The organism is Polaromonas sp. P1_E1_2 (assembly GCF_056406035.1).
The window spans coordinates 1-1,106 of sequence record NZ_JBFUAZ010000908.1 but is presented as its reverse complement, the minus strand read 5'-3'; the positions used below and the strand labels follow the sequence as shown (position 1 = coordinate 1,106).

Sequence of the window (1,106 nt, the reverse complement as noted above, 5' to 3'; positions counted from 1 at the left end):
AGGAAAAGTAGACCAATAAAAACTCCGATTGCTGCAATCACGACTCGGAGCAGCACGGATAAAGCGGTCAGCTTGGTGGAGTTGCGATCAGTCATCATATGCGCTCTAACGTAAAAATGACCGGGCCACCAACACTTGCGGCGAAGCTGCCTCCTGCTGTTGTGGGTCCATGTCGATTGACTTGTTAAGGCTCATTGGCGTGGAAGCTCGATGAGCTTTTCGTGGTATTCGCACTCAATGAACGGCATATTGTCTGGGATGGCTACCGGCCGAACACCCGTCTTCTTCATCGCCTCCAAAAAGGCGCCAAAGTCGCATTCAACCCGCACATGAGTTCGACCATAGCCCATGCCGGTAGAAAAGGCTTCTGCAGCCATTCCTTCATAGTCAACCCGAAAACCATAGCCCCAGCCGGGGTCAGCAACCGCATAGCCGGGATTGGCCTTAATCTCCTGACGCGTGGGCGGTGTGACACCTGTGAACTGCTTGAAGGTGAAACGGCCTTCGGCGTCAGTGCGCGTTTCGAAGGGACTCAAACAGGGTCGGCGACCGAAGAAATAGCCGCGGTCGGCGCACCCTGTAATTTGTGCACCCATGAGAGGGCGACCTCCCATTAACAACCTGCCCTCGATCACACCCTCGACAGGTTCCCACGCGGCGAAGGAGGGTGTCGCGACCACCAGCAAGCAAGCGACAAGGAGCTTGGGTCGGATTGAGCGAAGTGCCGGTGAGATGCCTTGATGAGCCTTAACGTTTGAGATGAGAGGCGTGACCCGGCTTGCCGGGGTACGTCCTCTCGATGGAAGGGTTAGACCGCGCGACGTGTGCTCGCCCTTCAACTTTGATGGATTGTGGCGCCATGTCATTGAGCTCGATTTGTGCGGAAGCCGCAGTGACGACAGGACGAGGCGAAAACACTTGCAGAACCTCCCTCAGTGTTTTCAAAATGCCCACAGAAAAGCTTGCTGCACTGAGGACAACGGCTGGTCGCACGCCCCAAGCCTCCAATGGCAATTACACCGAAACCGGTGCAAGCAACAGCGGTAAGAACATTGATGTGTTCGCCCAGTGGCCTGAGCGTGAATATGCCGACGAGGGCTGCAATG

The 1,106-nt window shown here is 55.8% G+C and carries 2 protein-coding genes; one reads left to right on the top strand and one right to left on the bottom strand.

Annotated features, from left to right (window positions below; translation table 11 throughout):
* Nucleotides 1–191: 191 nt before the first annotated feature.
* Nucleotides 192–596, bottom strand: coding sequence for a hypothetical protein (locus AC1D1P_RS23995; protein ID WP_477668254.1), 405 nt, complete (start codon nucleotides 594–596; stop codon nucleotides 192–194).
* A gap of 263 nt (nucleotides 597–859) precedes the next feature.
* Between AC1D1P_RS23995 and AC1D1P_RS23990 the strand changes: the two genes are divergently transcribed.
* On the top strand, nucleotides 860–1,106 hold a 247-nt coding region (locus AC1D1P_RS23990; protein WP_477674740.1), incomplete at its 3' end, for a hypothetical protein.

What these genes read in the sequence shown, in the direction of transcription:
- AC1D1P_RS23995 (WP_477668254.1), bottom strand. Translation starts at nt 596, where the DNA reads ATGGGTGCACAAATTACAGGGTGCGCCGACCGCGGCTATTTCTTCGGT.